At 45.1% G+C, this 7,474-nt stretch carries 15 protein-coding genes and 1 pseudogene; 12 read left to right on the forward strand and 4 right to left on the reverse strand.

Annotation, left to right across the window (positions count from 1 at the left end; all coding sequences use genetic code 11):
* Positions 1-1,627 precede the first annotated feature (1,627 nt).
* The 11 genes and pseudogenes from N7U62_RS22710 to N7U62_RS23125 all read left to right on the forward strand — a co-directional run bounded on the left by N7U62_RS22710 (position 1,628) and on the right by N7U62_RS23125 (position 5,604).
* The gene (locus N7U62_RS22710) at positions 1,628-1,747 is read left to right on the forward strand and encodes a hypothetical protein (protein WP_264140471.1); all 120 of its coding nucleotides are present in this window, start codon (positions 1,628-1,630) and stop codon (positions 1,745-1,747) included.
* Positions 1,748-1,797: 50 nt separating this feature from the next.
* Positions 1,798-2,088: a beta/alpha barrel domain-containing protein gene (locus N7U62_RS22715; RefSeq protein ID WP_264140472.1), complete on the forward strand. Its 291-nt coding sequence runs from the start codon at positions 1,798-1,800 to the stop codon at positions 2,086-2,088.
* A 231-nt stretch (positions 2,089-2,319) separates the two neighbouring features.
* A complete protein-coding gene (locus N7U62_RS22720) occupies positions 2,320-2,526 on the forward strand; it encodes a hypothetical protein (RefSeq protein ID WP_264140473.1) in 207 nt (68 codons plus the stop codon).
* Complete coding sequence (locus N7U62_RS22725; protein ID WP_264140474.1) at positions 2,519-3,469, forward strand: aldehyde dehydrogenase family protein; 951 nt, start codon at positions 2,519-2,521, stop codon at positions 3,467-3,469. Before N7U62_RS22720 ends, N7U62_RS22725 begins: the two co-directional genes overlap by 8 nt.
* Positions 3,409-3,558 carry an aldehyde dehydrogenase family protein gene (locus N7U62_RS22730; RefSeq protein WP_264140475.1) on the forward strand — a complete coding sequence of 50 codons (150 nt, stop codon included), beginning with the start codon at positions 3,409-3,411 and terminating at the stop codon, positions 3,556-3,558. Before N7U62_RS22725 ends, N7U62_RS22730 begins: the two co-directional genes overlap by 61 nt.
* Positions 3,546-3,629, forward strand: a pseudogene (locus N7U62_RS22735) (hypothetical protein); the annotation flags it as partial. The gene N7U62_RS22730 and the pseudogene N7U62_RS22735, both read left to right, overlap by 13 nt.
* Positions 3,630-3,666: 37 nt before the next feature.
* Positions 3,667-4,011, forward strand: coding sequence for an aldehyde dehydrogenase family protein (locus N7U62_RS22740; RefSeq protein ID WP_264140476.1), 345 nt, complete (start codon positions 3,667-3,669; stop codon positions 4,009-4,011).
* Positions 4,012-4,015: 4 nt separating this feature from the next.
* A complete protein-coding gene (locus N7U62_RS22745) occupies positions 4,016-4,549 on the forward strand; it encodes a 2-dehydro-3-deoxygalactonokinase (protein WP_264140477.1) in 534 nt (177 codons plus the stop codon).
* Entirely contained in the window at positions 4,546-4,959 is a 414-nt protein-coding gene (locus N7U62_RS22750; RefSeq protein ID WP_264140478.1) for a 2-dehydro-3-deoxygalactonokinase, read from the forward strand. The genes N7U62_RS22745 and N7U62_RS22750 overlap by 4 nt, the downstream gene beginning before the upstream one ends.
* Entirely contained in the window at positions 4,952-5,449 is a 498-nt protein-coding gene (locus N7U62_RS22755; protein WP_318840756.1) for a bifunctional 4-hydroxy-2-oxoglutarate aldolase/2-dehydro-3-deoxy-phosphogluconate aldolase, read from the forward strand. The genes N7U62_RS22750 and N7U62_RS22755 overlap by 8 nt, the downstream gene beginning before the upstream one ends.
* Positions 5,440-5,604, forward strand: a complete 165-nt coding sequence (locus N7U62_RS23125) for a hypothetical protein (RefSeq protein ID WP_318840757.1) — start codon at positions 5,440-5,442, stop codon at positions 5,602-5,604. The genes N7U62_RS22755 and N7U62_RS23125 overlap by 10 nt, the downstream gene beginning before the upstream one ends.
* A 279-nt stretch (positions 5,605-5,883) precedes the next feature.
* On the opposite strand, the gene N7U62_RS22760 is transcribed toward N7U62_RS23125, so the two are convergent.
* The 3 genes from N7U62_RS22760 to N7U62_RS22765 are packed head-to-tail and all read right to left on the reverse strand — an operon-like array spanning position 5,884 to position 6,517.
* A complete protein-coding gene (locus N7U62_RS22760) occupies positions 5,884-5,973 on the reverse strand; it encodes a hypothetical protein (RefSeq protein WP_264140479.1) in 90 nt (29 codons plus the stop codon).
* The gene (locus tag N7U62_RS23315) at positions 5,949-6,182 is read right to left on the reverse strand and encodes a Na+/H+ antiporter NhaC family protein (RefSeq protein ID WP_404818044.1); all 234 of its coding nucleotides are present in this window, start codon (positions 6,180-6,182) and stop codon (positions 5,949-5,951) included. The genes N7U62_RS22760 and N7U62_RS23315 overlap by 25 nt, the downstream gene beginning before the upstream one ends.
* A complete protein-coding gene (locus N7U62_RS22765) occupies positions 6,158-6,517 on the reverse strand; it encodes a Na+/H+ antiporter NhaC family protein (protein ID WP_404818045.1) in 360 nt (119 codons plus the stop codon). Before N7U62_RS22765 ends, N7U62_RS23315 begins: the two co-directional genes overlap by 25 nt.
* Between N7U62_RS22765 and N7U62_RS22770 the strand changes: the two genes are divergently transcribed.
* Positions 6,507-6,803, forward strand: a complete 297-nt coding sequence (locus N7U62_RS22770; protein WP_264140482.1) for a hypothetical protein — start codon at positions 6,507-6,509, stop codon at positions 6,801-6,803. The two genes, N7U62_RS22765 and N7U62_RS22770, sit on opposite strands and share 11 nt — an antisense overlap.
* A gap of 156 nt (positions 6,804-6,959) precedes the next feature.
* Here the strand turns inward: N7U62_RS22770 and N7U62_RS22775 are convergent, their stop codons facing one another.
* Positions 6,960-7,322, reverse strand: coding sequence for a hypothetical protein (locus N7U62_RS22775; protein WP_264140480.1), 363 nt, complete (start codon positions 7,320-7,322; stop codon positions 6,960-6,962).
* Between the last annotated feature and the right edge of the window lie 152 nt (positions 7,323-7,474).

The raw sequence follows: 7,474 nt of genomic DNA on the forward strand, positions 1-7,474 counted from the left end.
CGGTATGATCACGAATTTCTTCTGGTTTTTAGGTTATGAAAGTCGTTTACCCAATTTTTGAATGAAGTAAGAATAAGAAACGCTTCGCGATTCTCTGTGCAAGACTATTAGGCCGTGACCGAAATTTGCTACATGGTAGGTACAATTCAGTTATCAATATTGAGGAGCGTAAATCAAGGAACGCTGCACCACCGAACAAATTACCGAAAAACACTATAAGTAAGCTTCAGAGAAGTATGATAAGCTTTAAAACAGCTGGCTTTGAGCTGGTTAACGAGTTTGTCTGGCGAATGGTGGAGGATAATTAAGGGAAGGTTTAGGGGTAAAATAGGGCAGACAACGGGTAAATTAAACCAACCTCTTTGCCTCCTGATTTAGTTTTTTTGTAAAAGAAAATTGAAATGGAATTTGTTTTACCCTTTATCCTCTGTTGTTCACACTTTTGAAAGTGTACATTTGCCTAGGGATGAAGGATCGCTCCTCTGAAATGGAAGGGGCATGGTGGCTCCTTCACTCATTTGCTGCTATGATCTTCGTGCCCATGGTATGGGCGTTATTGTAGTGCTAGTACTGATTCCATGTCATAGCACAGACGGACAATGCTGCGCTTTCATCTGCCATGCTCTATGGTTTTTTGTGGGTATTGGCATTTTTTTCCAGTTAAGTGTAAGCAGTAGAGGGTATTTCCATTACATACGGTATTGCTATGGGGAGTGAGCTTTTACCTGGTAGTTTTTACGATTTCATTTATTTTCAATTCGATGGGAAGTGACTGAATCAACCAAAGCTTCCCCATCAACAACTTATTGTGTTACAATTGTCAAAGGCGGCTATTGATCACAACTATACACAGAAGGTGACAGTGAAAACAAAAAAGAGACGGCATGGTCAAAGGCAGGGAAGTTGATCAAGGTATACATTCGTCCATTCTAAGTTGCTAGTGGGAGTTGTCGCACTCCCAAACGTGCTTTTTTGAGACGCAGCACCTGTAGCAGACATAGCAATGGCAATTAATTGCAGGCCCTCCGGAGCTGCAAGTTTGTGGCTTGGGTTTGTACCATCGGAGCGTTTGCTATGAATGGCGGTTACGCTTTATTCTTATTGGTTAAAAATAATTCGTGGGTCTTAACCGTATCCAATAGTGGCAAAGGCTTATAAGTGGGCTATTCTTGCAGGTGCATTTTGGTTTGCCGCGCTTGGCGTATATGGACAATGCTAGCGCTCATGGGGAATTAGGTCCTGTGATCGGTTGGCCATTCTTCAGGGCTGGCACTAGTCATTAGTAAATATACTGGGCGTACAGAGGGGAGATGGTATAATGCCCAAAAGCCATTCAAAATTTTTATTAGCAGGACTAATAGTGTCTATCATTGTCATTTTGCACTTTGGATATGCCAATTATTAGAAGATAGTACCATGAAAATAGCTAAAATTGAACCATTCGCTCATTTTTCATCAAATGAATATATGCCGTTCTATTTTTCTCAATGGCAATACGATACACGTAAAATTTGCATCGTCAAATATTACCTTAGAATATGGGAACCTACGGCTGGGCGGTACGGCTGTGATGTATTAAGTCAAGGGTAACTCTTATTCTCATCAATAGCATGTTACTGACATGTAAATGTGTGGCAAGAGATGTATCCACGATCGATGGATTAGGCCAGAAGTGGCATCTTCGGAAGCGGCCATCAGTGCCATCGATATCGCATTGTGGGATATCAAAGGTAAGCTGCTGGATTAGCCAGTATCTGTTTTGCTGAGGAGGCGTAAAAAACCCAAAAATAGAGCCCGATGCTGACGGGATTTGTGTTTCGAGAGAGTAGCAGATTTAGAAAAAAAATTGGTAGACGAAGCTTTGCTATACAAGCGGCAGGGATTTCAAAGCCACTGAAAATGAAAGTGGGTTTGAGTATCGAGGAGGACTTGAGGTACATCAAAGCCATTCGAGAAGCGATAGGGCCAGAGATGAGGTTGATGATACGACGCGAACCATGCATATTCATACCAAGCAGGCACTCTAAACTTTCGCTTGCGGCAGAACAGTACGCACATCAGCTGGTTCGAAGAGCCAGTGTCTCCTGAGGATGACGAAGGCTATCGAAAGCTCTAGAGAAAAAACAAATATCCCGATTGGAGGAGGGAGCATGCGAATATCTTAAATTTGGCTTTTAAGCGCTTGTTGGAAAACGAACGTGTGGATATCGGACAGCCTGATATATGCGCGGCTGGTGGACTGCACAGAAGCCAAGCGTATCGCCACGCTGGCACAGGTGTACAGCAAGGAGCTGCCGGCGCCGGCACTCACTGGGGCACATGGACCGCGATCAGATGCTTGCGGCACATTTTGTGGCCTTAATTTGGACAAAAACCCTGGCAGGACGTATGGACGACCTACCAACAATGGAACCAGACCGCACAGAAAACGCACTCAGAGACGAAGTAACGAAACATGAATTGCTGATCGAAAAAGGAATTTTGCACGTGCCTGATACATCCTGGCTTAGGCGTGGAAGTGTGTGATCAAGCATTAGAGAAATATTTATTTAAAGAAGAAATTAAAGATGAATCAGTCGTTGAAATTCGGAATAAAAAACTTTACATAAACGGAGAATTGAGAGATGCTTCTAATGGAAAAACCTTTGAAGTAATCTGCCCTGCGGACAAACAGCTATCGCCACCATCGCATGGGCGAGCAAAGAAGATACTGAATTGGCACTCGAAAAGTGCAAAGCAAGGATTTGACTATTGGTCAAAACTGCCTTTGGCTGAGCGCCAGGAATGGATTGGCAAACTCAGAGATAAGTTATTAGAAAACAGTGATTTGCTTCGTGAAAGTATCATGTACGAAATGGGCAAAACTTGGGAAGGGTCTGAAGAGGATTTGACCAGTATTACCAATTCGCTACAGTACTATTCGGACGAGATGAATAATCGTCAGGATATTCCGATTGCAGACAAAGAAGGAACCCATGAGCACCGTATTGTGCAGCAGCCTTTGGGAGTGTCGGTTGCCTTTTTGGCATACAATTTCCCTCTGCTCAACTTAGGATTCAAATTAGGTCCAGCACTCGCAGCGGGATGTAGTGTGATCTTAAAACCTTCAGAATTTTCGCCAGTATCAGCCTATATCATAGGCGAAATTTGTGCGGAAATCGGTTTCCCGAAAGGGGTAATCACCGTGATATGTGGGGACCTGCCAAACGTAGGGATACCGCTTTGTGAAAGCAAAATACCTAGCCTGATCACCATGATCGGGTCTACAGAGACGGCACAAAAGCTGATCGAGCAGAGCAGTAAAACATCGATCAAGCGCTATAGCATGGAGTGCGGTGGCAATGCCCCTTTCATCGTGTTTGATGATGCGGACTTGGACTTGGCGATCACCCATGGTGCGGCCTTGAAATGGGTAACTCAGGTCAAATCTGCGTGGCACCTAATCGCTTTTTCATTCACGAGTCGGTAATCGATGCTTTTACAGCTGGTGTGGCTGAGAAATTCGAAAACGCAAAAGTGGGATTTGGTAGAGAAATAAGCCAGATATGGGGCCGCTGACCAACCAACGGTCTGTGGAGAAAGTATCACATCTCGTGAAAGAAGCTCAGAATCAAGGGGGAAAACTAGTGACTGGCGGCAAGCCGAAAGAAGGTCCAGGTTATTACTTTGAACCCACAGCGATCCGCTTGGACAACCAAGAGGCAGCGATTTTGCAAGAGAGAAATTTTCGGGCCAGTAGCCATCATTGTGCCTTTCAAAACCAAGGAAGAAGTGATCGAGTTGGCCAACAACACAGATGCAGGATTGGCGTCTTATGTGTATTCTAAAAAGGAAGAGAATTTGAACTATTTCATCGAACATTTGGCTTTTGGTGAAGTCCACCTCAATGGCTTGAAATTCGATATTTATTTGCCACACGGCGGAATCAAAAACAGTGGTATTGGTGTAGATTGCTCAAACTATGCACTTGATGATTACCTAATCAGAAAGCGAGTAACCAAAGCACTATAAACGCATGAGCGTATCAGAATACTTTATCAGCTGTGACTGGGGTACTTCCAATTTTAGACTTAGATTGGTAGAGAGCCAAACTTTAAAGGTTTGTTATGAACATCGTACGTCTGTAGGAGTGAAGTCGCTTCATGAGCAATATATAGCACAAGGAGGAGGAGACCAATTGCAGTTTTTTGCTGATTATCTAAGTAGGGAATTGACTCATTTTCCAGAAGGAAGTCGAGCATATCAAATCGTAGCATGTGGTATGGCATCGGCAAACATTGGACTCAAAAATTTAGCGTACGCTTCTTTGCCTATAACGGCTGACGGGCAGAGCCTTTTGGCAGAGTCCTTAACTTTGAATGGTTTACAGATATTGTTGGTGTCTGGTGTGAAAGCTCAAGACAGCATGATGCGGGGGGAGGAAATTCAAGCCGTTGGGTTAGCGGGTCATTTGCAGCATTATGAACAAGCTATCTTGCTGGCCGCCGGACGCATAGCAAACATATTCACTACGCGGATGGAGCGTACCATGTGTTTAGTACCTATATGACTGGCGAATTATTTGACATCCTGACTAAGCAGAGTTTGCTGGCCAGTTCGGTAGCGGCCAGTGTATGGACTGCCGACCGTCAAGGAGCCTTTGAAGAAGGCGTGAAGTTGGGACTACAAGGTCAGATGAATAGTAGTTTGTTTAAGATCAGAGCCAAGGAAATACTTGATGGACAGGACAAAAAAGACAATTATTATCTACTTAGCGGCCTGCTGATTGGAGACGAATTGGCTTCGCTGCAAGGTACGAACCAGCAGGTGGTCATGGCTGCGGCTAGTCCTATATTCGACTTGTATCGTCTAGCTTTGAATACTTTTTTACCGTCGGGTCAATTGGTTTTGCTCGGAGAAAAAGTGCAGGAAGAAGCCTTATTGGCAGGACAAAGGAAAATATTGACATATCATGAATAGTAAGGATGAATTTTCGTGGGAAGCTTTCCACAAAGCACCTATTGTAGGGATTATACGTGGAATGGATATAGATTCGGTGAGAGGGATCGCGCAGGCGCATCTGGATGCTGGTCTATATACCTTGGAAGTGACTATGAATACTGCAGGGGCAAGTGAAATCATCGCAGCGATTCGTAGTGAGTTTCCTGCGCTCAATGTAGGTGCTGGTACAGTTTGCACCGTTTCAGATTTTAAAAAAGCCATCGATGCGGGTTCGCAGTTTATCGTGACGCCGATCATCGATGAAGAGGTGATCAAAAGTGCCGTTGCGCAGCAAATACCCATATTTCCAGGGGCGTATTCACCCACAGAGATATATAAGGCTTGGTCGTTGGGTGCTTCGGCAGTCAAGGTATTTCCAGCCACGCAATTGGGTGTCCAGTATATCAAGGATGTATCGGCTCCACTCAACGACATTAAGTTATTGCCTACGGGCGGTGTGTGCTCATAGACAATATCAAATCATTTTTTGAGGCAGGCGCTGTAGGTGTGGGTATGGGCAGTTCTTTGCTTCACAAGGAACTGATCAAAGCCAAAGACTTCGAAGGGTTGGCAGCACATTTCTCAAGTATTAAAGCCGAGATACAGCTTTTTATTTCCAACTAAAGTCCAATTCCACAGCAACAGTTGAAAAGTCTCTATAGCTACTGTGGTGTTTTTTAAAACCACTCTTTGTTCGCTTCTAACTCTGTAGTTTAAAATGTTTTCAGGTGTTTCGTGTCGGCTTCTACCAACTCAGTGACCAGCCAAATTTTTAATGACTTTAAACCTTGATTTTTTAGCTTCGGATTCTTTTGTAATTGACATTTCGTTTCTTAGTTACTTACATTAACGTGGAGTTGGGTGGTGATTTGATAGGGTGATTTCATATCGAAAAACCTAAGATTAGATATAGTAGAAGGTCGCACCACCGGCAGTAAGGGCGTAGGGCAGTTGGGTGTTGACATGGTCTACATGGTCGCTGGCTGAAGCCATAGATGAGATGATAGTGGTGTCTGATATGGGCGAACAGTGATCGCCAAATACCCGCACCGCCTATAGCGGCTGCTATGGCCAACTGAAGGGTCGGTGCCCATCACATGTGCCATGGGCACAGCGATAGAGATCATGATCGCAAAAGTGCCCCAAGAGGTACCTGTACTAAAGGCAATAAAGCAGCTCACCAAAAATACGATGGCAGGCACAAGGTTTGGCGAAAGCCAAGCCTTAAAATTTCAGCTACGTACAAGCCCGTTTTCAGCTCTTTGCACAGACTTCCTAATGCAAACGCGAATACCATCAGAATGGCCAATGAGACCATGCCCGACATGCCTTTGAGAGAGAGATCTACCATTTCTTTGATGCCCAATAGTCCTTGCGCCTTGTATATGCCCATGGCTACCAAGATTGCCGTAGCGACGGAGGTAAGCACAGAGGTAGAACCCGAGCCCTGACCCATGGCGCGCAAGGCCAGGTTGAGGAAATCGCCTTGGTTAGTGTCTAGCTCACTCCATCCCGTATAGATTAGCATGAGGGGCATCATTACGATCATGGTCGTGATGGGCAAGATCATATTGATGCTGCGGTGTGCGATGTTTGCCTTGGCATCGAGCATAGACACTTCGTCTGAGATCATAGGAGTAGCGCCATCAGCGATCAGCTTGCCCTCTTCTTGGCGACTGGCATTCGGCTTTTTTCATGGCGTAGTCCTTACCTGTGAAGATTACATAGGCTACGAGACTCAAGGCGAGAAAGGGGTAGAAATTATAGGGCAAGGCACGCATCATTGTGGCAAATGGCTTGTCAAATCCTTGCATCACGAGTAGCCCCATGATGTAGGCGCCCAGGCGTTGAACGGGAAGATGATGCAGGAAGGAGCCGAACTAGAATCTGCCAAGTAGGCGAGTTTTCTCTAGGTATTTTGAGGTTGTCGAATATCGGACGATAGAGCGTGCCTACGGTGAGGATAGAGATGTTGGATTCTACAAAAATGATGATGCCCGTGAGTGAGGCAAAAATCTGTACCAGTCGGCGGTTGCTTTGGTGTTTGGTTCTGGGGCGTTTCTTCCGAGCTTACTTTTGACTACTTCGATAAATCCTGCCACACCACCAGATCGTTGGATCAGAGCGATGAGTGCACCTATGAGCAGGGTGAAAATAATGGTGCGGGTGTTGCCAGCGTCTTCGAAGACAGCTACGAAGGCATTGAGTGTAGCAAAGGAACCAGAGAGTGGATTGCCACCATTGATGATAACCCAGCCGATCCAAATGCCTAGGGTGAGGGATAGAAATACCTGTTGGTGCGTAAGCCATGGATGGCTACCAGAGGAGGAACTAACGACCAAAATCCGTATTCGCTCATGTTATTGTACGTCTCTTAAACTGGTCAACATGTCCTCGCTGTCCCACTTCACTGCGCCAGCTTTGCGAATTTGTTCGCCCTTGTGTTGTAGATCATAGTAGTGGGTAGCGATTGGATACCGAGGTCTTGGATTTT

This window comes from Reichenbachiella ulvae (assembly GCF_025833875.1).
GTDB classification, from domain to species: domain Bacteria; phylum Bacteroidota; class Bacteroidia; order Cytophagales; family Cyclobacteriaceae; genus Reichenbachiella; species Reichenbachiella ulvae.